Here is a 24,788-nt window from a genome sequence, read left to right as displayed (position 1 = left end):
AAACTGTTGGCGCTCCTTCTTGGTCATCCGGCGAAGGTTGGCCTGGTAAAACGGGCAATCGTTGTTCTTGCACTTATAGATGTKGTATTCTTTGCGTTCCTTGATTTTTTCCAGCGTCTTTTTGCAGTGCGGGCAGCGAAAGACCGCTTGCTTGGTGAACCGATTTCGGTGGTTGAACCGGCACTGGCACACTTTGCATTGGTATTGCCCGTTTCCGCCGTTATTGGCGTACAGGTAAGAAGAGGGAGCCTGGCAGCGAGGGCAGGTCAACGAATCCGGAACACGGTGTTTCGCCTTCGCGCGGCGCTGGATGGGCCGTAAAGGACGTCCGTGCTGGGCTTCGTAGTCCGCCAACAGCTTCCGGTAATCAAGGGTTTCCGGCACATCGATGATCGGAAGGTCATCGACCTGAAGTTTCCGGTACGGCTTTTGGATGGGTTCGTCCAAGTCCTCGAGATTCAAGGATTTTCCCAATATCACACCCATCAAATACACAATGATTTGATATTGGGTCTTGATTATTTCGAGCAAATAGGCTAATAATTGAGGTAACAAAGCTTGTCACTCCTTTGTTTTGGCTGTTGAGTGTGTGGTTACCTCAATGATGGCCGAAAACAACGGGGGTGGCAAGCTTTTTTTCTTCCAACCGTTGAAACTCAAGAGAAAACCGTGAGTGTGGAGGATAAACTTTTGACAATACCCCGAAAACAGGAGGGAGAGAGTCCATGAAACATCTTACCACAGAATGGCCTTTATTCAAAGAGCTGGAGGAGCAATTAGTCAGAACTCTTCAAAAGGTGTTCGCTGTCTTGTTGGCCGCCCTTTTGGAGGAGATCGATCAACAACTGGCGGAAGCGCGGGACAAGCGCCGGCATCAGCTGAAAGACAAACGGCCGACTACGATCCAAACGCTGTTTGGAGAAGTGACGTTTCGACGGAACTACTACTATGATCGGCAGACGGGGGCGTATACGTTCTTGCTGGATGCCGAACTGGGCTTTGATGGAGCGCAGTCGATCAGCCCTTGCCTCGAGGAAACAGCGGTCGAGTTGGCCGTAGAGTGCTCTTCCTACCGCAAAGCCGCTCGCACGCTGGAGTCGATCGTGGGGTATGCGGTCCTCAGCCACGAGGCGATTCGCCAGTTGGTGCTGGAGGCCCCTGTCTCGCTGCACCACCCTGTTTCCAAACGGCAGGGCCGGGTGCTGTTTGTGGAGGAGGAAGGACTCTGTTTCCCGCCAGGGGAAAGGGAAACGGGCGAAAGAGGAGAAAATCTTGGCGGTTCACGAGGAATGGAGACGAAACGGGTCGCAGCTCGAGCTCGTGAACCGGCGCCACTACCTCCATGAAGGGACGGGGGACGTGTGGGAGCGGTTTGAGGAGTGGCTGATGAAGGAATATGCCTATGATCCGTGCCGAGACCTGTTGGTCATCAACGGCGACGCGGCGGCGTGGATCACGGCCTGCCGGGAGTATTTTGGGAAGCGGGCGTGCTTTCAGCTGGATCGATTTCATGTGGCGCGGGAGCTGCGTCAGTGTCTGTCCGGCCATCCGCGTTGGCGGGACGTGCGGAAGAAGCTGGCGAAACAAGACGAAGAAGGGCTTCTCGTGGAGCTGAACAGCGCGGTCGGCACGTTGGAGGACGAAGCGAAAGAACAACAGCTGGCTGCCATGATCCGCCGGATCGAGTCGATGCCGGGATGCCTCCGGGACTATCGGGAGTGGCTGTCGGAGCAAGGGGGGGAGACGACCGGCATGCGTCCGATGGGCCACGCGGAGAGCGTGATGAGCCGGTTTGCGCATCGGGTGAAATCCCGCTGCAGCTGGAGAGACCAAGGGCTTCGGGCGTTTCTGAGGGCGATGGCAGCCTGAATCGACGGGATCGGGTGGAGAAAGGGACGGCGGGAGGAGGAGCCCCGGCCGGCCGTTTCGTCCTCAACAACGTCCAAGCGGGTTGAACAGGCCAAACGGAAGGCCGGACGGTTGTGGGCAGATGTGGTGCGTCAGAATCTACCGTGTCTGCAGCAGTCATCCGGGACGCCGATCCATCAAGCCTTGTCGGCGCTCCGAGATGGCGGTTGTTTGTAAAAAATGGAATAGTATATCATCACCTCAAAGATGAGGGATGAGAGTCCGAAAGCGCTTACGATATCCATTCCCGAAAATGGATCACTAACTAGTGATTGACAACGCCCGTAGTGAACCGAAAAAATGTTCTCCACAAAGTCTTGGCTGACTCTTTTGTTTGCCTAGTGACTGTCGAACTCGGGTCACACATCATGGATGAAATGGAACAAAAAGAGTCGCGCCAAGTAGACGCGACCATGACAGAGCTCTATAATGCCCGATAATGCCGTGCAAAATCCGTGCAAAATTTTTTCGGATTCTATCGATTTCTTTAGGATTCCCCAAAAATGAAAAACGACCGCAAACGCGGTCGCATCAAGGGTTTCACGATTTCGCATCCGAACCGTTCGGATGTTGGAAATGGAGACGGTGGGAGTCGAACCCACGTCCAGAGGCATCGCCACTTAAGCATCTACGAGCGTAGTCGGTATATTTCGCTTCGCCGTCCGTTCCGCCTACCGACAGGCATCCCGGCGGCTAGCCTGGTTCGTCTCTTCCCTCATCCTCAGGCAGCGGATTTGGGCGTAGCCCGCTTCATATGAGCCCCTCGAACGCCACGCGGGCGATGGCGGGAGGAGCTAGCTGCAGCAATTAGGCAGCTAAAGCGTAGTTTTGTTTGCCAGTTATCTTTAGGTGACGTTTTTACGAGGACGTCCCCCTCGGCTCGCCGCTTAAGCTCGACCTACCCCTGTCGAATCCGGATCGTCCCCGCGATGGCGAAGAAAGATCGGAATAGCGTAAGCGATGGATAACTGGCTGTTGCATTATTTATTATACCATGGCGATGCGCATTTTCAATGGGAATGTTTTCAACCCCGGTGAAAAACGGTCATTTTTGCCAAAGCGATGGAGTTCGCCAGGAAAGAAGAGCCGATGTTTCAATGCTTCTCCACTTGAGAAGATTCGATTGAGAACTGTTTTTCCCATACACCACCGACTCCCTATAAGGCTGGTGAAAAACGGGTTTTGCACCCAGATCGGCGGCGCTGGACGAGAAAGGCATGTCGATCCAACAGGGTTTCTCTAATAGAAAAAGAATTGGGATCTCCCGTTTTTTCTTTGAATCACCAACCCTCTATAGTTTTTGCCGCTCGCGGAACGCCCGCTCGATTTCGCGCTGCGCTTCTTTCCGCTTCATGTCTTCCCGTTTGTCGTATTTTTTCTTTCCTTTGGCCACCCCGAGCTCCACTTTGGCAAAGCCGTTCTTGATATACAATTTGAGCGGCACGAGCGTATACCCTTGCTCTTTCGTGTAGCCGATCAGCTTGTTGATTTCGCGGCGGTGCAAAAGGAGCTTTCTCGTCCGCAGCGGATCATGGTTGTAGCGGTTGCCTTGTTCGTACGGGCTGATATGCATGTTATGGAGAAACACTTCCCCTTTTTCCACTTTGGCGAACGAATCTTTCAAATTCACCCGGCCGTTGCGGATCGATTTGATTTCCGTCCCTTGCAGCACAAGGCCGGCTTCATACGTCTCTTCGATGAAATAGTCGTGGTGCGCTTTTTTGTTTTGGGCGATCACTTTTCCTTCGCCTTTCGGCATCCGTTTTCCCCCTCCTCATCGTAGCGTTTCTTATTTTACCAAAAACGAAAAAGAAGGAAAAGCCGCCCGTTCGGCTTTTCCTCACCGTTTTTTCTTTTTCTTCTTTTTCGCCTTCGCGCTGCGGTTTGAGCCGCTTTGCGCTTTCGGCTCCGCCTTCGCTTTTCCTTTCTTTTGCTTTTTCCCTTCAATGACGACCGGAGCGGCTTTCGCTTTCGGCGGACGGCGTCCCTTCATGCCGACGACTTCAAAATCGACGATCCGTTCGTCTTTGTTGACGTTGATGACGCGGACGGTGATTTCATCGCCGATGCGATACATTTTCCCGGTCCGTTCGCCGATCAACGCGTAGTGGCGTTCGTCGTAGCGGTAATAGTCGTCCGTTAAGTAGCTGACGTGCACCAAGCCTTCGATCGTGTTCGGCAGCTCAACGAACAAGCCGAAGTTCGTCACCGAGCTGATAATGCCATCAAACTCCATCCCGATTTTGTCTTCCATAAACTCGGTTTTCTTCAGATCGTCCGTCTCCCGCTCCGCCTCAACGGCGCGCCGCTCCATATCGGAAGCGTGTTCCGCAATTTCAGGCAGCTTTTCCGCCCATTTTTGCTGGGTGTCAAGATCCATCTGGCCGTTAATGAGATACGTCCGGATCAACCGATGGACGATCAAATCCGGGTAGCGGCGGATCGGTGACGTAAAATGGGTGTAAAACTCGGTCGACAGGCCGTAATGGCCGAGGCTCTCGGCGTCATAGCGCGCCTGTTTCATCGACCGAAGCATGACGGTCGAGATCACCATTTCTTCCGGCTCGCCGCGCACCGCTTCGAGAATTTGCTGGAGGGCGCGCGGATGGATTTGGTTGCCCGTTCCTTTCACGACATAGCCGAAGTTCGTGATGAACTCTAAAAAGCGCTGCAGTTTTTCCGGCTTCGGATCCTCGTGAACACGGTAAATAAATGGCACGTTCAACCAATGGAAATGCTCAGCCACCGTTTCGTTCGCCGCCAGCATAAACTCTTCAATCAACCGCTCAGCGACCGACCGCTCGCGCAAGACGACATCGTACGGCTTGCCGTTTTCATCGACAAGCACCTTCGCCTCCTTAAAATCGAAATCAATCGCCCCGCGCTTCATCCGCTTTGCCCGCAAAATGTCAGCAAGCTCAGCCATCAGCTCAAACATCGGCACAAGCGGCGCATATTTTTCCCGCAAGGCTTCGTCTTTGTCAACGAGAATTTTATTGACATCGGAATACGTCATCCGTTCCGCCGTGCGGATGACGCTTGGGAAAATTTCATGGCGGACGACTTCTCCTTGCGGGGTGATTTCCATTTCGCACGAGAGCGTCAGCCGATCGACTTTCGGGTTGAGCGAGCAAATGCCGTTCGACAGCCGATGCGGAATCATCGGAATGACGCGGTCGACCAAATAAACGCTCGTGCCGCGCTCGTACGCTTCGCGGTCAATGGGCGAGCCTTCCTCAACATAGTAGCTCACATCGGCGATATGGACGCCGAGCTTATAGTTGCCGTTCTCAAGCTTCGTCACCGTCACCGCGTCATCCAAGTCTTTCGCATCTTCCCCGTCGATCGTGACGATCATCTCACCGCGCAAATCGCGGCGCCCTTCCAAATCTTTCTCCGTAATGACGTCCGGCACCCGGTTGGCATGCTCGATCACGTCTTCTGGGAATTGAAGCGGAAGGCCGTATTTATAGATGATCGCTAAAATGTCGACGCCCGGGTCGTTTTTATGGCCGAGAATTCGAATGACTTCCCCTTCGGCGCTCATCCGCCCTTCTGGATACGACGTCAGGCGGACGACCACTTTATGCCCTTCGACCGCGCCGTTCGCCGCGTTTTTCGGGATGAAAATATCGTTGACGATCCGTTTGTCATCAGGGATGACAAAGCCGAAATATTTGCTTTCCGTGTACGTGCCGACGACTTCCTTCACCCCACGCTCCAAAATGCGGACGATCGTTCCTTCGCGGCGCGCCCCGGATGAATCGGCTTGGACGCGCACAAGCACCGTGTCGCCATGCATCGCGTTTTTCAATTCGGACGGCGGGATGAAAATATCATCCAGTCCCGGCTCCTCCGGTGTGACAAACGCGAATCCTTTCGGGTGGCCGGTCACTTTGCCGCGCACGAGATTCATCCGCTCAGGCACGCCGTAGCGGTTGCTTCGCGTCCGGACGACAAGACCTTCCTCTTCCATGGCGACAAGCGTCTTGACAAATTCTTTGAACCCGTCCGCATCCTCGATGCCAAACGCTTCTTCCAGTTCTTCGACGGTGAGCGGTTTGTACGCCTCATCGCGCATAAACGTTAAAATGCGTTCGGCCAACACATGATCCATTGGCCATCCCCTCCTTTCTCCATTACCAATCTAACGATTCAAGAAATGCATAAATATCTTCATGCAGCTGATCTTTTTCTTGATCAAGCGTAATCACATGGCCTGATTGCTCATACCATTTGATTTGTTTGACCGGCGATTCAATTTCGTTATAAATGATGTTCGCGCTGTCTGGATTGATCATCTCATCATGGCGCGCTTGGACGACGAACGTCGGTGCATAAACCAAATCAAGGTGGGCGCGCACATCGGCAATGAGTTCTTGCAAAGCTTTCAACGTCTTCATCGGCGTTTGTTTGAACCATTCCATTTCCTGTTCGATTTGTTCCTCTGATTTTCCTTCCCGCTTTTTATACTCGCGCGCGTACTCGAGCACGCCTTCGTACATTGTTTCTTCGCTTTTGATGTACATCGGCGCGCACATCGTCACAATGCCTTGTATAGGTACAGTGTAGCCTAATTTGAGAGAAAATACGCCTCCAAGCGACAGTCCGGCGACGGCAATTTTTTCGTAGCCTTTGTTTTTCAAAAACTGATAGCCGTTCATGACGTCTTGCCACCAATCATCCGGTCCGGTGTGGACGAGCTCTTCCGGCGGCACGCCATGCCCTTTGTAAATCGGAGCGTGGCACGTATACCCTTTCGATTCCAAGAATCGCCCAAGCATCCGAACGTCGGCGGAATTGCCGGTAAACCCATGCAAAAGCAGCACCGCCCGCTCCCCGGCTTCAAAGAAAAACGGCTTCGGCGGAACAATTTTCATCATAGGCTCTCCTTCCTCTCTGGTGTGAAATAGAAAGGGCAGCCCTTCATTCTATGGACCGCCCCATGTTTGACTTATGATGGCTGTACGTACGTAACCAGGATCGTCAATACGAAAAACAAGACGGCCAACACGACCGTGACGCGCTGAAACACCGCATCGAGCCCACGGGCTTTCTGCTTCCCGAACAATTGCTCGGCGCCGCCAGTGATCGCCCCCGACAGCCCGGCGCTGCGGCCCGACTGCAACAAGACAACCGCGATCAGCGCGATCGACACAATGACAAGCAGCGTCACAAGCAAGGCATGCATGCCTGACACCTCCAACGACCGACGTTGCAATAATTTCACTATACCATAGATCGCCGTTGGCGGCAACTGGCGGGCCTGTCTCAACACGACGAAAGGCACAAATTCACTTTTTTGTGAAACATGTGATCATTTTTGGTGAATTTGTATATACTGTGTATATACATTTAAGGATGGAGATGATAGAATGAATTCAAAACAAAACAACATCGCAAAAAGGAAAGGAGAGAATGATATGTCTACCGTAATCGTGCAAAAGTGGGGGAACAGTTTGGGCATTCGCATCCCAAAAGACGCGGCTGACCAAATCGGGATTCAACAAGGTTCTGAAATGGAATTACATGTCATCGAAAACGAAGGAATCATCACATTAAAGCCGAAAAGAACACGGAAGAAATACACACTGGAAGAACTGATATCACAAATTACCCCTGAAAATCGACATGAGGAGATGGATTTCGGGGTAGAAGGACGTGAGTTGATCTAATGCCCGCAGACGTACCGGAAAGAGGAGATTTCGTTGTGTTGAACTTCCATCCACAAGCTGGCCATGAACAGGCAGGAAGAAGAATTGCCATTGTTTTATCTCCTAAAAAATTCAATCAGGCAACAGGATTTGTGGCTGTTTGTCCAATCACCAATCAGAAGAAAGGCTATCCGTTTGAAGTGGATTTGCCAAAAGGAGGAATACTCCTTGAAGGCGGCGGCGATCCCATCACAGGAGTCATTTTAGCGGATCAAATCAAATCATTGGATTGGAAAGCCCGTCATCTAAAAGTTTTAAAAAAATACAATCCGGAAGATGCTCAAATGGAGGAAATCGATGAAATCATTGACGAATGCCTGGCAAAAATCGCAACGTATCTGACTTGATCGGCCTGGAGGCAACGGAAGAATGGAACGGTGTTGAAGGAAAGACTGCGTTTCCTGTCTTTGCAAGACAGCTGAATCGAAGGGCGGGGGCCAAAAAAATTCCCTGCCTCTACCCCTTTGCATAGATGGGGGAACGTTTCATCCTCCATCTGCTTGACGCTCCATGCCTCGGGCGCGGTATGATCATTGTCGTCCGCAGCCGAAATAAGTTACAATGAAAGCAAATCGGCAACGACTGGAGGGACTCCAATGGCAAGACCAGACGAACGAGTCGTCATCGCGATTGACGGCTATCAATTCAAACGGGCGCGGGAGGCGAAGAAAGGAAAAATTTTCGTCACCTCGCCGATCGGGGCGAACTTTACGTTTGACGTCAACGTCATGCGGAAGCTGCTTGAGGCGATCGACCGCGACCCGGCGCTGGCGGAACAGTTCGGGCTTCCTTCACCGGGAGCAAACGAATAACAAAGGAACGGCGGTTGGCCGTTCCTTTTTCCTTATGCGCGCGTCATCCACGCCGCACGCTCGCAGCCGAACGGATCGTCTTCCACATGGCTTGCCGCGGCAAACACAAACACCGGCTTGCGCTCTTTCGCATACGCCGGCCACTCTTCCGGCAAGTGATCGCCGTTCGGGTTGCCCGTGCGGGCGAACGAAAGCCAAGCATAATGCATTTCGTTGGCGATCGCCTCGCGCTCCGGCCGATTGCCGACGAAATTCGCGACGCCCGGCTGATGGAGATTGTGAAATACAAACGGCAGCTCGAGCGCGTGGCATGCTTTCAGCTGGCCGCCGAACACCGGCGTCTCATAATCAAACCGGTACATGTACACATCCGCTCCGTGGACCGCTTGGGCGTCCGCCGTCCGCAGCATCCCCTCGACAAAAACGCGGTACGTCATGATACGAAGCCACTTTTGCCAGGCGGGCGCCGACGGCTCCGCCGTTTCTGCATAATAGCGAATCGCCGCCTCCGGCACGGGCCCGACTTCACGGTTGATCCGGTCAAGCAGTTCTTTTTCGCCAAGCTTTGTCCACGATGGATCCGTCAAGGTAAACAAATTGTACTCGTCTTTCGTGACGCCGATGAGAATCGGAATGCCGCTGGCCGCCCCGTCGTTGAGCGCCTCGATCGGATGGCGGCGCAATACGCGGCCATCTACCACCGGACCGTACATGATTCTTGGGCCGAGCGACAGCGCCGCCCGCAGCAGCTCCTCGGCCGGAATCGACAAGAGCCGGCCGCGGTCGCCCAGGCGGATGCCGGCGCGCTCGAGAATACGCTCGGTCATCGCCATGGCTGTCTCCGGTGAACGAAGGAGAAGCGCTCCCGAACCACTTTGCAAAATGGCGCGCCGAAACAGCCCCCTCGCCTCCGGAAGCGACAAGAGGACGCCGACGCTCGCCGCTCCGGCCGATTCACCGAAAATCGTCACATTGTCCGGATCGCCGCCAAACGCCTCAATGTTCTCCTTCACCCAGCGCAATGCCGCCACTTGGTCCAAAATGCCGAGATTCCCGGCTTGGGCGTACTCTTCGCCAAACGAATCACCGAGATGCAAAAAGCCAAACACGTTCATTCGGTAGTTGATCGTCACGACAACGATATCGCCGTGTTTCGCGAACGCCGTCCCATCATACCACGGCGAAGAACCCGAACCGAACAAAAAGGCTCCGCCATGAATCCAAAACAACACCGGGCGCTTCTTCCCATCAGCCGCGGGCGACCAAATGTTCAGGTACAGCCCGTCTTCGCTCGGCGCCTCGCTCATCCGCCCGAGCAATCCGCTGAAAATCGGATCCGACGGCTGCATGACCACGGGGCCAAACGCGGCCGCCTCACGCACCCCATCCCACGCATCGGGCGGTTCCGGCGGAAGAAACCGACGCTCGCCGACCGGCGCTTTCGCATACGGAATTCCTTTCCAAACGAAAACGCCTTCATTCGTCCCCCCGCGCAACCGTCCATACCGTGTTTCGACAACGGTTGGTTCCATTCCCTTTCCTCCTGAATATTCAAATGATTCAAAAATATTATAAACCAACAGCCAGTCTGCGTCCATCGTTTTGCGACCGCACGCGAGGTTCTCATACCGCGTCCAAAAGAGAGGTGCCCCGCCCATGCACAAAAGTAAAGATAGACGCGGCCGAAACAGTCAGCGCCATGAAAAAGATGATTCTAGGCGCGATCACCTTAAGCGGCGTTGTTCGGTCGCCCGACAGTCGATCAAATACTCGGGAAAAGCTGCAAATGGTAAAGCTTCAAATTGCATCTATATAGTTGAGCAAATTCACTAATAAACTGTAGGTTGGTCTCTTTGTTAATGGAAAATATTGTAATGAAAATTGCTCATCTACAGTAAAGTTTATTTTTTTGAACCGCTTTAACTATACTACAATTATCTCCAACTTTAATTTTTTTGACTACTTTACCGTTTTTAACTAATCGCAGAGTTCCATTTTGAGGATTAGAAACTATGAATTCTTCAAATCGCTTATTGTAGTCAAAATACGCTGGATTTTCTATTGAAAAAAAGATTCACTTAAGTCATTTTTATCAAGTATTGTGAAAAATCCCCCTTTCATATCCAAATCCGTATAATTATTAATGTATAACTCACATTTCGCACCCTCTCGACGAAAATCGGGAGGATTTTTTCGTTCCGATGTCGAATGAATCCTTGACACACAAGGAAAGTGAAGGAGTTTTTCTCTCATGGATGTTCAAGTCGAAGCGGTCTATCGCAATTCTTATTTGAATATAATAAGTGCCCTATTCAAGAAACTGGGTCTGCCTCAATTGATTGACCATCTCGTGCCCGTCGATCCGCAGTGCCAAACGCGAGTCAGCGATGCCGTTCAGGCCATCCTCTACAATGTGTTTGACGGCCGGCAAGCCCTCGTTCACTTGGAACATTGGGCTCAGGAGGTCGATTGTGAGAAACTCATCCGTTCCGGGCTCCATCCTTCCCAGTTGAATGACGATGCGTTGGCCCGTCATCTCGATCGCCTGTATGAGGCTGGCATTCACAACGTCATCAGCACTTGCTTGATTCATATTTATCGCAAAGAAGGCCTTTCCCTCCGAGCCTTCCACGCCGATACGACGGACAAGACCGTTTACGGCGCGTATGAATCGGCCTCGTTAGAGGCCTTACAGATCACACATGGCTACAACCGCCATCATCGTTGGCAAAAACAGATCGGTTTCGGACTGGTCGGCAACGAGGACGGCATCCCGTTTTACGGCGATGTGCACGATGGCAACCTGCCCGATAAAACATGGAATCCCGAGGTGCTGTCTCGTGTCCATGAACAGCTGAAGCAGGCCAAAATCGAAGACGAATGGATTTACGTGGCCGATTCCGCCGCGATGACGAAAGAGACCCTGGCGCAAACCAAAGCGGCCAACGCCTTTTTGATCACGAGAGGCCCTTCGTCGCTCCGGATCGTGAAACAGGCGTTGGCTGAAGCGGATGCTCAGGACACGACGTGGAGCGATCCCTTTACGTTGGCGGAGAGAAACGGCGCCACGTACCGGGTATGGGAAACGGCCTCGACGTATGAAGGCCACCCCGTTCGGCTGATCGTCGTTGAATCGAGCGCGCTCGACCAGCGAAAAGGAAAGACGCTTGAAAAAGAACGAACCAAAGAAGCGGAGCTTCTTCGCGAGGAACAAGCCCGTTGGGAGCGTCACCCATTCTCCTGCCGGGAAGATGCCGAACAAGCCTTGGCGTCCCTCAAGGCGTCCCTTCGCCCCCGGTTTCATCGGGTTGAGGCCGCGGTCGAAGAGATCGTACGCCCGAAAAAACGGCGCGGACGGCCGAAAAAAGGGGCGGAACCCGAGGTGGAGACGCTGTATCTCTTGCACCTTGACGTCGAATTCGACCAAGACGCGTGGGAACAGGCGAGACGGAAAGCGTCCCGGTTTGTCCTTGTCACGACCGTTCCGAAGGAATGGAAGGGCCAACCCATGGATGCCCAAGAGATCTTGAAGCTATATAAAGGGCAGATCTCGGTGGAAATGAACTTCGCTTTTTTGAAAGATCCGTTTTTCACGGATGAGATTTACGTCAAAAAACCAGAACGGGTCGCAGTATTAGGCTATTTGTTTCTGTTGGCCTTGGCTATTTACCGCGTTTTTCAGCGCCGAGTGCGTCAGTTTATTACTCCAGAACACCCGTTGAAGGGTCCTGGAGGCCGCAAGCTGACCCGGCCGACGGGACAGGCGATTTTTCAGCTGTTTCAATATGTGAACGTCGTCCTGTTCAAGCTGCCGGATGGGCGCATCCAACGCTCACTGGATCGCTCCCTCACCCCTGATCAGCGAAGGATTCTGCAGGGATTGGGCATGGATGAGAGCATCTACGTGTAACGTGATACGGAACGACCAGCGATGGCAAAAAAAGGATTGCCATCGCTCGTTGTGTTGGTCGGAAAGTTATTCTAAAAAACTAAATAAAAAATTCTTTCTTTCAACCCTGTTAGGGTGCGAAATGTGAGTAAAATATAAAATGATAGTAATTATAAATAAAAAGCAGATCATTTGGACCCTTTTTCCATTTATGATAAAGTAATGATAGTGCCAATATTCAAAACAAGGAGGCGGTCACGATGTACGACATTGCCATCATCGGCGCTGGACCGGCGGGAGCGAGCGCTGCGATCTTCGCCGCCAAAGCGGGAAAGAAAACGGTGTTGTTTGACAACGACAAAGGCATGACAAAGCGCGCTTGGGTGGAAAACCATTACGGTGTTCCGGAAATCAGCGGCCCGGAATTGGTGGAAACAGGAAAACGGCAAGCCGCTAAATTCGGCGCGGAATTGGTGGAAACACAAGTGACAGACGTGCAAAAAACGGACGGTGGCTTCCGCCTCGAAACGGAAAACGGCTCCTATGAGGCGAAACACGTCATTTTCGCCACCGGCGTTGCCACGGATCTGGCGGAAAAAGTCGGCCTGCGCACCAAACCGGGCACGGAGCCGCGCATCAAAACGGTGATTGACGTCGATGCAAACGGCAAAACGAACATCGACGGCATTTGGGCGGCAGGGACGGTGGCCGGCGTCAGCGTTCATACGATCATCACGGCGGGCGACGGGGCGAAAGTCGCCATCAACGTCATCAGCGAGCTGAACGGCGAACGGTACGTTGACCATGACGTGCTGAAAAAATGACAAAAAGGTGTCCCAAAAGAGACGGGACACCTTTTCTGTTTGCCGTATAAACCGCCAGAACACGATATGGCGGGCTATGTTGAACGAAGAACCGCCTTTTGAGACAGCCTCTTTTCATCCCCACATCGAAATGTCAGCCGACTGCCTCGCCAATCCCGGGACGCTTACTGTCCGATGCTTCGGTATTGTCCTTCGAAAAACAAAAGCGGGTCGCCCGGTTCCTCTTTCATGAAAATGTCGGTGACTTCGCCAAAATACAACGTATGGTCGCCGGCAACGTACGAACTATAGACGTTGCATAAAATATTCGCCAACGCCTCCGGCAAAATCGGATGGCCGTTCACCCAATCAAACGAAACATTGCGTTCTTCTTTCAACTGGCCGGCAAACAAGCGCGACAACTCCTCTTGATCGCGCCGCAAAATGTTGACAGCAAATTTCCCCGTTTGCTTGACAATGTCATGCATTCGCGCTTTATGGCCAATGGAGACGACGACAAGTCTCGGGTCGAGCGAAACGGACATAAACGCGTTCGCCGTCATTCCTTTCGCTTCCCCTTGATATTCCGTTGTCACGACCGTCACGCCGGTCGCAAATTTTCCCATGGCTCTGCGAAATGTACGATCATCCATACGGTTCTCCCATCCTTCCCTTTTCGTCATCCAGCAGCCCTACGCCTTCAGCTGGCGGTTGGGCGGCTTTCCTTCTTGATGTTTCCACACGCCGGGCGCTTCGTCCGACATCTTGCCTCTATGACTGAGACCCATTCATGCCGGAATGAGGGTCAAATCTACCCCCATCATAGCAGAAATAGGAGAAAGAAACAACGACGATATACGGCTGTCATCGGCAGCCCGCTGCTCCAAGGTACGCCTCTGCCACCCGCTCATCGGTGAGCAGCTCGGCGGCCTTCCCATGCACCACGATGCTTCCCCGTTCCAACACATACGCCTCATCCGCTGTCTGCAGTGCGGCACGTACGTTTTGCTCAACAAGAATAATGGCTGTGTGAAATTGGTCGCAGAGCTGTGTCAGCAGTTCCATGATTTCTTTAACGACGAGCGGCGCCAGCCCTAACGATGGTTCATCGAGCATCAGCAGCTTTGGCCTGGCCATCAGCCCGCGGGCGATCGCCAGCATTTGCTGTTCTCCGCCGCTTAATAATCCTCCCGGACGGTCGAGCATCGTTTGCAGTTTAGGGAACAGTTCAAGCACTCGCTCATAGTCGCGCTTCACTTCCTGTCCGTTGCGGCGGTGTCGTCGATAGGCTCCAAGCAGCAAATTATCCTTCACCGACAGGCTGTCAAAAATTTGACGTCTTTCCGGAACAAGGCAAATGCCTTTTTCAACAATTTGCTCCACCTTTCCGTATGGAAGCGGTTCATGTTCAAAAAGAATCTCCCCTTCCTTTGGGGCGTAAACGCCGGCAATCGTGCCAAGCAAGGTGCTTTTGCCCGCCCCGTTGGCGCCGACAACAGTGACGATTTTTCCTTCGCCAACTTGCAAACTGACCCCTTTTAACACGTGCAAATGGCCGTGATATACATGGACGTTGTGAAGCGTCAGCATCGAGCCGCCTCCTCTCCTAAATACGCCTTAATAACGTCCGGGTGCCGCGCAATCTCTTCCGGAGCCCCTTCCGCAATTTTTTTGCCGTAATCGAGGACGACGATCCGATCGGCGATCGACATCACCGTTTCCATATCATGTTCAACGAACAAAAAGGTAAATCCTTGTTCCCTCATCGCCAACAACACGTCAACAAGTTGCCTTGATTCTTGCGGGTTAAGCCCGGCCATCGGCTCGTCAAGCAAAATGAGCGAAGGGCGAGACACGGCCGCCCGAGCGATTTCCACGAGCCGTTGCATCCCATATGGCAGCGTGCCTGCTCGCTCACAGGCGAGATGGGCCAAACCGACCTGCTCGAGGCAGGAAAACGCCTGTTTCTGCGCTTGCTTTTCTTCTTTCACCGTACGCGGCAGCCGAAAGCCGGCGCTGAGGATTCCGCTCTTCAACCGTGAATGAAATCCGACCATCACGTTTTCCAACACCGTCATATCGGAAAACAGCTGCAAGTTTTGAAACGTCCTTGTCATTCCCAGCATCGCCAGCTCGTGCGGTTGTTTGCCGCTGACCATGGCTCCTTGAAAACGAACGAGACCACTAGTCGGCGGAATAATGCCGCTGATCATATTGAACAAGGTCGTTTTGCCTGCCCCGTTCGGCCCGATTACCGCGACGATTTCTTCTTTTTTTACGTGAAAGGACACGTTCTGCACCGCCTGAACGCCGCCGAATGACTTGGACAATTGCTCCACTTCGAGCAACACTGCGCTCATCCCCGCTCCCCTCCGATCGAACGCGCCTTATGCCCCTCAACTGCGGCTATCTGCTTCTTTTGACGTCCGCCCATTTCAAAAAAGCGCCGCATCCCCTTTTGCATAACACCCGTCAACCCGTTCGGCATATAAATCAACATGACCACCAGCAACAAGCCAAAAAAGACAATTTCAAACTCTCCGCCGGCATTCGGAAGCAACAACGGGACAACGGCTTTGAGCCATTCTCCTAAACAAACATAGACGGCCGCGCCGACGAGCCCGCCCCACACATGGGCCGATCCACCGATCACCACCATAATCAAAAAGGAAATCGACGGGACGATGCCGAATAAGTCCGGATTGATAAACGTGACATAATGGGCGTATAAGCTCCCGGCAACCGAAGCGTAGACAGCGCTGAGCATAAAGATTTGCAGCTTGTATTTCGTAATGTTCACCCCAAGGGAGCTTGCTGCCACCTCGCTTCCATGAATCGCCCGCAGCGCCCTTCCGACCCGGGAGCGGACAATATTATGGGCAAACCATAACCCGGCCAGAACAAACAACGAAACGAGGTAGTAAAACTGGAGATCGCTTTGCAACGGAAACCCAGCTATACTGATCGGGGGAATGCCAAAAAAGCCATTTAACCCCCCCGTGATCCCTTTCCATTCTTTGAAAAAAGTAAACAGAATAACGCCAAATCCTAACGTCGCCAAGGCCAAATAATGTTCACGCAGCCGAAAAACCGGAATGCCGACAACCAACGCCACCAAAGCGGCCAATGCCGCACCGGCAACCAACGCCAACCAAGCCGGCCATCCCGCGTGCCCCGTCAAATAGGCGGACGCATAGGCGCCGATGCCATAAAAGGCAGCCTGGCCAAGCGAAATTTGCCCAGCATACCCCATCAACAGCGTCATCCCTGTGCTCACCAGCGCATAAAGTCCGATGAGAATGAGGGTGCTTAATACATAATTATTGCCGGAGGCGAGCCAAGGGAAACCGAGCCAGACGGCTGCGCCAGCAAGCAGCAGCAACCGTTTCCGTCTATCCACCACTCGTCTGTACTGCTCCATTCCCATTCTCCGCTCCCCCTATACCCGTTTTCCTGTCATCTTGGCGAACAATCCGTTTGGCATGAAAAACAGCACAAGTAGCAACAGTCCAAAGCTGATCGCTTCTTTGTATCCCGAGGACAAGTATCCTTCCGCAAACGATTCGAGCAACCCGACGAGAAATGCGCCGGCGATTGCAGCCGGCGCATTGGTCAATCCGCCGATCACAGCTGCGATAAACGCCTTCAAACCAATCATGATCCCCATATCATACGAGGCTCCGGAAATCGGGGCGATGACAATTCCCGCCAAAGCCCCAAGCCCCGCGCTGACAGCAATGGCCCCAAGCGACATTTTGCGGATGTCAATCCCCATCAACCGAGCGGCAAACGGATTGATGACACAGGCCGCCACCGCCTTGCCGATATACGTCTGGTTAAAAAACAGATACAAGCCGGCAAAGCTCGCGAGCGAAATGACAATCGCCCAGACGCTTTGCCATTGGATTACGGCTCCGAACACCTCAAGAGCCCCATTCCCAGTAAATGGGCGCAAAGCATACGGATCCGTTCCCCAAATAAGCAAGGCGATCCCACGAAATACAAACGATGCCCCAATGGTTATGATAATCAGCACGGCTGCCGATGAACGGCGCGCCGGCTGAATCGCCAGCCGCTCAAACAGTCCGCCGACGGCCATCGCCGCAAGCATGCTCAAACCGATGGCCGCGGCAAACGGCACGCCATTATTGACCAACGTAATGCAAAACAGCGCCCCTAACATAGCGAAATCGCCTTGAGCTAAGTTCAAAATACCGGTCACGCTGTACGTAATGACAAATCCGAGCGCCACCAACGCGTAAATGCTGCCGATCGTCAATCCGGAAAACAGCAGTTGCACAAACTGGCTCCACGCCTCCATCCACGCCCCCCCTTAGTAACAAGATGAAGCAAAAGGGAATTCGCAACCTATATAAACTTTAACAATTTGTAGCTTTTACAGAGCTATTTGATCGACTGTCGGGTGACCGAACAACGCCGCTTCACAGACCTATACATGGGTTTGGAAGCGGGTGGTTGTTCGGCCTTCCGTCATGCCAAGGCGTGACGAAGAAGCCTGCGGCTTGCCTCCGACAGTCGAAAAAATAGACAGCTGCTTTTTCGTCAAGGATATGGTAAACTTTTTCCTTGCAATCTATATCTATTGTTCTGCGAGCATGAATTTTCCGTCTTGAATTTGCACCATCACCAAACTGTCGGCATCAAGCCCCGTATGATTGTCCTTGGACATATGAAAGACACCCGAGATGCCGACGAAATTTGTTGTATTCTCCAACGCTGTCCGGATTTTTTCCTGATCCGTTCCCCCTTCTTTGATCGCGTTCATCAATAGATGGAAGGCATCCCAAGCATGTCCGCCAAACGTCGTCGGGGCATAGCTGTACGCTTTTTCAAACTGTTCCTTGTATTTTAGCAGCGTTTCTTTTTGCGGATCACTGTCTGGAAGCTGCTCTGCCACCAAAATGCGTCCGGCAGGGAACAATACGCCGTTGGCTGCCTCCCCGGCCAAGTCAATAAAGCTTTTCGTGCCGATGCCATGGCTTTCAACAATCGGAACATCAATGCCCAACTGGCGGATGTTTTTCGTGACGACCGCCGATTCCTGCGCTGTTCCCCATACGATAATGGCTTGCGGATTCGCTTTTTTCACCTTTGTCAACATCGCTTTCGCATCATCGACCGTTGCCTCAAACTCCTCTTCGATGACGGCTTTCACCCCATATTCCGGGGCATAATGCACAAACTCTTCATGCCCGCTCGTTCCATAGGCATTGGCGACATTCAGCCAGGCGACGTTCGTCCATCCTTTCTCTTTTAGAAAACCAAGCAGCTTCTGAATGACGATATTGTCCCCTTGAGCGGTTTTAAATGTCCAATGACGTGAGGATCCATCGCTTGGATTGACGATTTGTTTGCTTGCGGCGAGGGAAATGTACGGAATGCCTGCTTTTTCAATGAGTGGAATCATGGCTAAGGAGTTGCCGCTGATCGTGCCGCCAATAATGGCAGTGACTTTGTCTTGTTCGATGAGTTTTTTCGTGGATAATACGGCCTCGTTTTGGTTGGACTTGTCATCATAGGCAATCAGCTTGATTTTCTTTCCATCAATGCCGCCTTGATCGTTCCATTGCTTCACCAGCATCTTGACGGTCTCCATCTCCGGTTTGCCAAGCGGAGCCGCCCCTCCGGAGGCCGAAAAAATGGCGCCAATTTTGATTTCATCCTCTCCTCCCGATGTCGCCGTCTTCCCGCAGGCGGCAAGGAAAATGAGCAACAATGCCGCCATCAATAGAGACATTCCTTTTTTCATCTTTTTTTGCCCCCCTTTTATATTGACAACGCTTTCAAATCATCGTTCTTCCGCCAGGCCTCCACCCGGCGGAAGAAGATCAGCGCCGCCGCTTAAACGCTTCGGCGGTGTTTATTTTGTGTTGACGAACGTATTGTTCGATTTCATGCGGCGGCGCCTGTTCACGCAACAGGCGGATAATCTCTCTATGTTCTTCGATCGATGCTTTTGCCCGCTGCGGAACAAACGTGAATCCATATGCGCGGATGCGCTTCATCCGCTGCCAAATTTGCTTGATTTGTTCTTCTAAATATGTGTTGTTGCAATGGGCATAAATCAAAGAATGAAATTCATAGTTCAGCTCGCTGAACCGTTCAAGCTCCAACTCTTCAAGCGCCCGCTCCATCCGCTCGTTCAACTGCTCAAGCTCGTTGATCGCCTCCTTCGTTACATTGGTGGAGCTGAGCGCAGTCGCATAGCCTTCTAAGACAGCCAACACGGATAACGTTTCGACATATTCTTTTTCGTTAATGGTGCTGACAACGGCGCCGGCATACGGCTTGAACTCGACAAACCCTTCCGCCTCGAGTTGGCGGATCGCCTCGCGCACCGGGATGCTGCTTAACTCATATTTCGCAACCTTTGCATAATATACAAAAAATAACCAAAATATTCGCATAAAAATAAATTTTTATACAAATATTGTAAAATAACTAATTTTTATTCACTCAAATCAGGCTTATTTTGAATTTTTATTCAGGGTGCGAAATGTGAGGCTTAACCCAAGCTCGCGGGCGATTTGATCGATGACGACGCGGTATCCCGGGCCATAAACGCCGCTTTCAATGCGGGACAAAATATACTCATACGCCAACTGTGTTTTGTTTTTCGCTTTCGTTTCCATACATTTATCATATATCACATAATATATGTTGACCAGCTGTTATTTCTGTTCTGCAGACAAAGCGGAAGGCGGCTTCGCCTTGCCGAACGAAGGGATTGGCGGGTCACCGACCGCGACGTGGACGACTTGCACTTCCGTATAGAAATCAAAGCTGTAATGCCCGCCTTCGCGGCCGATGCCGCTGTACTTCGTCCCGCCAAACGGGATGCGCAAATCGCGGACGTTCGGCGAGTTGACCCACGCCATCCCGCTTTCGATCGCTTGAGCGACGCGGTGGCCGCGCTTCATATCGCTCGTCCAGACGTATGCCGCCAGCCCGTATTTCACATCGTTCGCCAGCCGGATCGCCTCTTCTTCATTCACAAACGACATGACCGCCATCACCGGGCCGAAAATTTCTTCCTGCGCCACCCTCATGCTGTTATGGCAGCCAAGCAGCAGCGTCGGCGGCACAAAATTGCCTTTTTCCAACCTTTTCGGAACGCTGGGGGCATAGACGTCCGCCCCTTCTTGCTTGGCGATGTCAATATAGCGGTTCACCCGCTCCCAGTGAGCACGGTGAATGAGCGGGCCAAGCTCGGTCGTCGGGTTCATCGGGTCGCCGATGACGATGCGGTCGACGCGCTCTTTGAGCCGGGCCACAAATTCGTCGTAGATCGACTGCTCGAGCAGCAGCCGCGAGTTGGCTGTGCACCGTTCGCCATTGAGCGAAAACATCCCCCAAACCGCCGCATCGAGCGCCCGTTCGAGATCCGCATCGGCGAACACGATGAGCGGCGACTTGCCGCCGAGCTCCATCGATGTTTTTTTCAACGTCGCGGCGCTGTTGCGGATAATTTCCATGCCGGTTGTCGTCTCTCCGGTAAACGAGATGAGGCGCACATCCGGGTGGGCGACCAACGCGGCGCCCGCCGTTTCACCAAACCCATGCACGACATTGAACACACCGGCAGGCAGCTCGGCTTCATCGATGATTTCCGCCAGTTTATTCGCCGTCAACGGAGACCATTCCGCCGGCTTCAAGACGACGGTGTTGCCGGTGGCGAGCGCTGGAGCCACCTTCCACGTTTCCAGCATAAACGGCGTATTCCACGGCGTAATGAGCCCGGCGACGCCGACCGGTTTATAGACCGTATAGTTCAAAAACTGCCCATTCACATGGTACGCCTCGCCGACAAGGCGCGTTTTCACCATTTCTGCGTAGAAGCGAAAGTTTTCCGCCGCGCGGGCGGCTTGCTTTTTCGCCTGACTGATCGGAATGCCGGTATCAAGCGCCTCTAAATAGGCGATGTCGTCCGCATACTGCTCAATCAAGTCAGCAATGCGGAAAAGGTAACGAAGGCGCCGTTCGACCGGCATTGTCCGCCACGGCCCGTGATCAAACGCCTCTTTCGCCGCCCGGACCGCCGCGTCGATGTCTTCTTTCCGCCCTTCGGCCACTTCGTTGATCGGTTCGTTCGTAAACGGATTGATGTTGTTGAAATACGCACCGGCCGCCCCTTCCACAAACTGCCCATTGATATAATGAAGCACTTTTGGTTGCACTGCCATTCGTTTCCCCCCGTTACCGCTGCGTCCGATAACGCGCATGAATGTTGTTGTGTTTATACGTCCCCGCCTCGTTGAATTCATACAGCTCAAGCGACAGCGCCAAATAGCGTTTGGCGAACAGCGGGGCGAAATGGTCTTTCATCACGGCAAACAGCTCGTCGCCGACTTCTTTTTTCACCTGTTCCGGGCGTCCGGCGCCGATTTTCAGCGTCCCGTGCACAAACGCATCGTCTTCGGCCCCATCAGCCACATAGTACTCGTCAAGCCGAATGGCGCGCGAGCGGATGCCGCCGACGGGAAACCAATCGCTCCGCTTGATCAACACGCTGTGAATTTTTCCAAGCAAGCCGCGAATATCGGCCTCTTCGCCGAGATTGGCCGTGTATTCCAAAATAAAGTGCGGCATCATTCCTCCTCCTTTGGCTAGACGATGTAATTGATCAGCCGGCCGATGCGTTCGATTTCGGCCACGACTTCATCGCCGGGCTGGACGTTCACCGCCCCTTTCGGCGTGCCGGTCAAAATCACGTCGCCAGGCGCGAGCGTCATGAATTCGGTGATGTACTCAAGCAAATACGGGATCGAAAAAATCATATCGCCCGTATATCCTTCCTGCACAACCGCCCCATTGACATACGTCCGCAAACGAAGCGCCATCGGATCGCCGACTTCCTCATGGCTGACGATCCACGGGCCTAGCGGCGTCGTCCGGTCGCGGTTTTTGACGCGGAAATTCGGCCGGTAGTAATTTTCCAAGTAGTCGCGAACAGCGTAATCGTTGGCAATCGTGTAACCGAAAATGTAGTCGTACGCCTGTTCCGCTTTCACCCGGCTGGCTGGGCGGCCGATGACGACCGCGAGCTCGCATTCATAATGCATCATGTTGACCCCCTCCGGGCGAACGGTTCGGCCGCGATGGCCGATGAGCGTATTTTTCCCTTTGAAAAATAAAAGCGGCTCTTTCGGCGCAACAAAAGACAATTCGCCGGCATGCTCGGCATAATTCAATCCAAGCGCCACGATCACTCCCGGCTCCACCGGGGGAAGCCACATCACTTCAAGCTCCCCGACGATCGTTCCGTCCGGCAGGCGGAGGCGGCCATCGTCGAGCGGCTCGGCTTCGGTCACGGTTCCGTTCCAGGCCACACGCGCCCGCCTCATCATTCATCGCCTCCTTGTTCCAGGGCGATTTCATTTTCCAACACACCGATCCTTTCGATTTCGATGCGCACCACATCTCCTGCTGTAACAAGCGGCGCATCGGCCGGCCAGCTGAAAAACAGCACATCGCCTGGGTAAAGGGTCATAAATTCGGTCACCTCAGCGAGCCATTGTTCGACTGGAAGGCGAAAGCGGCTCGGGTCTGCACGCTGGACGAGGCGCCCGTTGACGTATACGCGTGCGGTCAAGGATGACAGCGGCGCCGCTTCCTCTTTCGGCACAATCCACGGGCCGACTGGGGCGAACCCGTCGCGCGCCTGCTCCTTCACCGCCGGGCGGTGCCGCTGCTCGTGTGGAATCGACAGATCATTAACGATCGTATAGCCGAATACAAAATCGAGCGCCTGCTCGCGCCGCACGCGCGCCGCCGTCCGCCCGATCACCAGCCCGAGCGCCGGAGCAGCCTGAAGATGCTTCACCCCACGAGGCAAAAGCACCGGACGCCGATGGGCGTTGATGGTGTTCGCCGGCTTCATATACAGCACCGGGCCTTCCGGCGGCTTTTCATACGGCGGGGCGTTCATCTCTTTTGACAGCGCCGCCCACTCCTTTCCATCATTCAGCGCCACCCCGTACATCGCCCCGCCAATAGGCGCGTCCCATTCCAATTCATCGATGCGGTGCGTCCGCCCGCCAAACGACACCGTCCCGCCGCGCGGATCCGCTTTTGCCTCCATCGCCCGCCTCATGCCGGCCAGACGCAAGCGCACATTCGCCATCGCTTCTCCTCCTCATCTGTATCGATGCCATTTGAAGCTTTACCATTTGCAGCTCTTACCGAGCATTTGATCGCGCTTTGGCGTGACGGAGAAGCCTACGGGCTTACCCTCGTCAGTTGAAAAATGGACAAGCGATTTTTCCGTTTTTCGTTGCATCTCATATGCCTGCTCCCAGGCGTGTTGATGAACCAATCAAAACCAGTTGAGAAAGCACTGTTCCCGGCTTTTCTGCCGCCGTCGGCAAGCGGTTCGCTTGCCGACTGGGCATGCAGCCGCATGCCCTCCTCGAACAAGAACGCTTTGCGGGCAAATGGCATTTGCCCACCGGCGTTCTTGTTCGAGGGAAGAGGCAGAAAAGCCTGTGTTCAGCCGTATGATGCTGTGTTTTTAGTAAAATAATGGATCATCAACACTCGTGGCCTGCTGCATGCGCCTGTTTTATGTCGTTTGCCGTAGCTCTTCGTGCTACAGCTCTTCGTGCTGCGGCGTCGTTTCTGCCAGCAACCCGTATTTGACGAGCGTGCGGCGGATGTGCTGTTGGTGTTCTTCGCTTGGCAAATCGAGCGGCAGCCGGAGCTTCGGGGTGATTTTCCCCATCATGCCGAGCGCTGCTTTTACGGGCCCGGGGTTCGTTTCGATGAACAGGACATCATTTAATTCCATCAATTCAAAATGAAGATCTTGCGCCCGCTTGACATCGCCGGCAAACCAAGCGTCGTGCAGCTCGGCCACTTTATGCGGCACGACGTTCGCCGTCGCGCTGATCGATCCGGCTCCGCCGATCGCCAGCATCGGATAGCACAAAAGCTCGATGCCGGAAAAGAGAAGGAAATCGCGTCCGCAATGCCACAACACCCGGTTGACATGCTCAAAGTCTTTGTTCGACTCTTTCACCCCGATAATGTTCGGACAATCCTCGGCGAGCCGCGCCAACGTTTTGACTTCCAAATTGACCGCCGTCCGCCCCGGAATGTTGTAGACGATGATCGGGATATCGACCGCCTCGGCCACCGCCTTAAAATGTTTATACAGCGCCTGCTGGGACGGACGGTTGTAATACGGGACGATGACCATCGCGGCATCGGCGCCAATCTCCTGTGCAAATTGGGTCAGCTCGATCGTTTCCGCATGGTTGGTCGAGCCCGTCCCCGGCACGAACGGCACCCGCCCCGCCACCGCTTTTTTCGCCGTTTCCATCACCTGTTTTCGCTCTTCAAGCGTCAGCGAGCTCGGCTCTCCCGACGTTCCTGTAACGGAAATGCCGTGCGTGCCGCTTTCAATATGCCAATCGATGAGCGCGGTCAACGCCGCAAAATCAATTTTTCCTTCTTCATCAAACGGCGTGACGACCGGCGCGATCGAGCCGCGCAGCCGTTCTTTCGCCTCGCGGTATGCCATCCCCTTGCCTCCTATTGACTCTATTTTTCTGAATCTTACCTATATTGTACACAAAATCATATATGAAATCAACGATAAAATCATATATAATTGTGATCCCGAAAACCGCCAGCAGAAGGG

General features: G+C 53.3%; 24 protein-coding genes, 1 other RNA gene and 2 pseudogenes. 6 read left to right on the top strand and 21 right to left on the bottom strand.

From position 1 onward, the window contains the following. Positions 1 to 555: FmdB family zinc ribbon protein (locus tag B1A75_RS12765; protein WP_483299636.1), on the bottom strand; the 555-nt coding region annotated here is incomplete at its 3' end. Between the two features lie 170 nt (positions 556 to 725). Here B1A75_RS12765 and B1A75_RS12760 point away from each other — a divergent pair. Then, positions 726 to 2,085, top strand: a pseudogene (locus B1A75_RS12760) (ISLre2 family transposase). 397 nt (positions 2,086 to 2,482) lie between these two features. On the opposite strand, the gene ssrA reads toward B1A75_RS12760, so the two are convergent. The 6 genes from ssrA to secG all read right to left on the bottom strand — a co-directional run bounded on the left by ssrA (position 2,483) and on the right by secG (position 7,099). Then, positions 2,483 to 2,834, bottom strand: a transfer-messenger RNA (tmRNA) gene (ssrA, locus tag B1A75_RS12750). Positions 2,835 to 2,895: 61 nt separating this feature from the next. Further along, positions 2,896 to 3,051 carry a hypothetical protein gene (locus B1A75_RS19940; RefSeq protein ID WP_014196709.1) on the bottom strand — a complete coding sequence of 52 codons (156 nt, stop codon included), beginning with the start codon at positions 3,049 to 3,051 and terminating at the stop codon, positions 2,896 to 2,898. 148 nt (positions 3,052 to 3,199) lie between these two features. Next, positions 3,200 to 3,667, bottom strand: a complete 468-nt coding sequence (gene smpB, locus B1A75_RS12745; RefSeq protein WP_013144268.1) for an SsrA-binding protein SmpB — start codon at positions 3,665 to 3,667, stop codon at positions 3,200 to 3,202. An 81-nt stretch (positions 3,668 to 3,748) separates the two neighbouring features. Continuing rightward, entirely contained in the window at positions 3,749 to 6,025 is a 2,277-nt protein-coding gene (gene rnr / locus B1A75_RS12740) for a ribonuclease R (protein ID WP_079936335.1), read from the bottom strand. Positions 6,026 to 6,047: 22 nt separating this feature from the next. Further along, a complete protein-coding gene (gene estA, locus B1A75_RS12735; RefSeq protein ID WP_025949894.1) occupies positions 6,048 to 6,788 on the bottom strand; it encodes a carboxylesterase in 741 nt (246 codons plus the stop codon). 74 nt (positions 6,789 to 6,862) lie between these two features. Continuing rightward, entirely contained in the window at positions 6,863 to 7,099 is a 237-nt protein-coding gene (secG, locus tag B1A75_RS12730) for a preprotein translocase subunit SecG (protein WP_013144265.1), read from the bottom strand. A gap of 184 nt (positions 7,100 to 7,283) precedes the next feature. On the opposite strand from secG, the gene B1A75_RS12725 reads away from it, so the two are divergent. The 3 genes from B1A75_RS12725 to B1A75_RS12715 all read left to right on the top strand — a co-directional run bounded on the left by B1A75_RS12725 (position 7,284) and on the right by B1A75_RS12715 (position 8,434). Continuing rightward, complete coding sequence (locus B1A75_RS12725; RefSeq protein WP_025949893.1) at positions 7,284 to 7,583, top strand: AbrB/MazE/SpoVT family DNA-binding domain-containing protein; 300 nt, start codon at positions 7,284 to 7,286, stop codon at positions 7,581 to 7,583. Continuing rightward, a complete protein-coding gene (locus tag B1A75_RS12720; protein WP_025949892.1) occupies positions 7,583 to 7,969 on the top strand; it encodes a type II toxin-antitoxin system PemK/MazF family toxin in 387 nt (128 codons plus the stop codon). Before B1A75_RS12725 ends, B1A75_RS12720 begins: the two co-directional genes overlap by 1 nt. Before the next feature lie 249 nt (positions 7,970 to 8,218). Continuing rightward, entirely contained in the window at positions 8,219 to 8,434 is a 216-nt protein-coding gene (locus B1A75_RS12715) for a hypothetical protein (RefSeq protein WP_011232518.1), read from the top strand. A 32-nt stretch (positions 8,435 to 8,466) separates the two neighbouring features. Here B1A75_RS12715 and B1A75_RS12710 read toward each other — a convergent pair whose 3' ends face one another. Next, positions 8,467 to 9,966 carry a carboxylesterase/lipase family protein gene (locus tag B1A75_RS12710; RefSeq protein WP_079936334.1) on the bottom strand — a complete coding sequence of 500 codons (1,500 nt, stop codon included), beginning with the start codon at positions 9,964 to 9,966 and terminating at the stop codon, positions 8,467 to 8,469. 719 nt (positions 9,967 to 10,685) lie between these two features. Here B1A75_RS12710 and B1A75_RS12695 point away from each other — a divergent pair. Both B1A75_RS12695 and B1A75_RS12690 read left to right on the top strand, forming a co-directional pair. Continuing rightward, a complete protein-coding gene (locus B1A75_RS12695; protein WP_074044844.1) occupies positions 10,686 to 12,344 on the top strand; it encodes an IS1634 family transposase in 1,659 nt (552 codons plus the stop codon). Between the two features lie 239 nt (positions 12,345 to 12,583). Then, positions 12,584 to 13,147 carry an FAD-dependent oxidoreductase gene (locus tag B1A75_RS12690; protein WP_079936333.1) on the top strand — a complete coding sequence of 188 codons (564 nt, stop codon included), beginning with the start codon at positions 12,584 to 12,586 and terminating at the stop codon, positions 13,145 to 13,147. A gap of 164 nt (positions 13,148 to 13,311) precedes the next feature. Here the strand turns inward: B1A75_RS12690 and B1A75_RS12685 are convergent, their stop codons facing one another. The 13 genes and pseudogenes from B1A75_RS12685 to hpaI form a co-directional block, all read right to left on the bottom strand. Beyond that, positions 13,312 to 13,779: a flavin reductase family protein gene (locus B1A75_RS12685; RefSeq protein ID WP_079936337.1), complete on the bottom strand. Its 468-nt coding sequence runs from the start codon at positions 13,777 to 13,779 to the stop codon at positions 13,312 to 13,314. A gap of 211 nt (positions 13,780 to 13,990) precedes the next feature. Next, on the bottom strand, positions 13,991 to 14,716 hold the full coding sequence (locus B1A75_RS12680) for an ABC transporter ATP-binding protein (RefSeq protein WP_079936332.1): 726 nt from the start codon (positions 14,714 to 14,716) through the stop codon (positions 13,991 to 13,993). Further along, positions 14,710 to 15,486, bottom strand: coding sequence for an ABC transporter ATP-binding protein (locus tag B1A75_RS12675; RefSeq protein WP_079936331.1), 777 nt, complete (start codon positions 15,484 to 15,486; stop codon positions 14,710 to 14,712). Before B1A75_RS12675 ends, B1A75_RS12680 begins: the two co-directional genes overlap by 7 nt. Continuing rightward, the gene (locus B1A75_RS12670) at positions 15,483 to 16,553 is read right to left on the bottom strand and encodes a branched-chain amino acid ABC transporter permease (protein ID WP_371878450.1); all 1,071 of its coding nucleotides are present in this window, start codon (positions 16,551 to 16,553) and stop codon (positions 15,483 to 15,485) included. The genes B1A75_RS12675 and B1A75_RS12670 overlap by 4 nt, the downstream gene beginning before the upstream one ends. A 12-nt stretch (positions 16,554 to 16,565) precedes the next feature. Then, a complete protein-coding gene (locus B1A75_RS12665; protein WP_079936330.1) occupies positions 16,566 to 17,447 on the bottom strand; it encodes a branched-chain amino acid ABC transporter permease in 882 nt (293 codons plus the stop codon). Positions 17,448 to 17,726: 279 nt separating this feature from the next. Next, positions 17,727 to 18,896 carry an ABC transporter substrate-binding protein gene (locus B1A75_RS12660; RefSeq protein WP_079936329.1) on the bottom strand — a complete coding sequence of 390 codons (1,170 nt, stop codon included), beginning with the start codon at positions 18,894 to 18,896 and terminating at the stop codon, positions 17,727 to 17,729. Between the two features lie 79 nt (positions 18,897 to 18,975). After that, entirely contained in the window at positions 18,976 to 19,554 is a 579-nt protein-coding gene (locus B1A75_RS12655) for a GntR family transcriptional regulator (RefSeq protein WP_079936328.1), read from the bottom strand. 102 nt (positions 19,555 to 19,656) lie between these two features. Further along, positions 19,657 to 19,779, bottom strand: a pseudogene (locus B1A75_RS19415) (GntR family transcriptional regulator); the annotation flags it as partial. 39 nt (positions 19,780 to 19,818) lie between these two features. Continuing rightward, positions 19,819 to 21,330 carry a 5-carboxymethyl-2-hydroxymuconate semialdehyde dehydrogenase gene (gene hpaE, locus B1A75_RS12650; protein ID WP_079936327.1) on the bottom strand — a complete coding sequence of 504 codons (1,512 nt, stop codon included), beginning with the start codon at positions 21,328 to 21,330 and terminating at the stop codon, positions 19,819 to 19,821. A 13-nt stretch (positions 21,331 to 21,343) separates the two neighbouring features. Next, positions 21,344 to 21,736, bottom strand: coding sequence for a 5-carboxymethyl-2-hydroxymuconate Delta-isomerase (locus tag B1A75_RS12645; protein WP_079936326.1), 393 nt, complete (start codon positions 21,734 to 21,736; stop codon positions 21,344 to 21,346). Between the two features lie 17 nt (positions 21,737 to 21,753). Beyond that, a complete protein-coding gene (locus B1A75_RS12640) occupies positions 21,754 to 22,494 on the bottom strand; it encodes a fumarylacetoacetate hydrolase family protein (protein WP_079936325.1) in 741 nt (246 codons plus the stop codon). Beyond that, positions 22,491 to 23,270, bottom strand: a complete 780-nt coding sequence (locus tag B1A75_RS12635) for a fumarylacetoacetate hydrolase family protein (RefSeq protein ID WP_079936324.1) — start codon at positions 23,268 to 23,270, stop codon at positions 22,491 to 22,493. The genes B1A75_RS12640 and B1A75_RS12635 overlap by 4 nt, the downstream gene beginning before the upstream one ends. 465 nt (positions 23,271 to 23,735) lie before the next feature. Beyond that, entirely contained in the window at positions 23,736 to 24,668 is a 933-nt protein-coding gene (gene hpaI / locus B1A75_RS12625) for a 2,4-dihydroxyhept-2-ene-1,7-dioic acid aldolase (protein WP_079936322.1), read from the bottom strand. Positions 24,669 to 24,788: the final 120 nt, after the last annotated feature.

Source organism: Geobacillus sp. LEMMY01 (genome assembly GCF_002042905.1).
In the GTDB taxonomy this organism is placed as follows: Bacteria; Bacillota; Bacilli; order Bacillales; family Anoxybacillaceae; genus Geobacillus; species Geobacillus proteiniphilus.
The sequence above is the reverse complement of the archived record's forward strand: the minus strand, read 5'-3'. Positions and strand labels throughout refer to the sequence as shown.